Origin of the sequence: Leptotrichia sp. OH3620_COT-345 (genome assembly GCF_003932895.1) — a bacterium.
In the GTDB taxonomy this organism is placed as follows: domain Bacteria; phylum Fusobacteriota; class Fusobacteriia; order Fusobacteriales; family Leptotrichiaceae; genus Pseudoleptotrichia.
In genome coordinates this window covers 1-392 of the sequence record NZ_RQYW01000139.1, presented here as the reverse complement: position 1 = coordinate 392, position 392 = coordinate 1, and the positions used below count along the sequence as shown (strand labels likewise).

General features: G+C 33.9%; 1 protein-coding gene. It reads left to right on the top strand.

Translation table 11 applies throughout. From position 1 onward, the window contains the following. A partial coding sequence (locus tag EII29_RS12420; RefSeq protein WP_158612557.1) for a hypothetical protein occupies positions 1-392 on the top strand: 392 nt, incomplete at both ends.

Genomic DNA, 392 nt, shown 5'->3' with positions numbered 1-392 from the left:
AAGGGAACCTTGTATTAATAGCGGAAACACTGATAAGAAATAATGTAGGAGAAATAAAATCCAAAGGAGATATATATGGAGAAGTACGAAACGGAAGAATTGAGAATGTAGGAATATCGGAAGCGAATATAAAAGAAGTAATAAGAGAAGTAGCGGTAGGAGTAGAGGAAACAGGCTATAGAGGGAAAAGATTCGGAGGAATTGGAAGAAAAAACAAGAGAGGGAAAACAGAAAAGATAACAGAGAAAGTATTAAATATATATACGGAAGATTCGGCTATAATGAGTGAGGGGAATATATTAATAAAGGCAGAAAAAGGAGATGTTGTAAATAAAGACGGGGGAAGAATAGAAGGTAAGGGAATTTCCATAAAAGCGATAAATGTATATAAT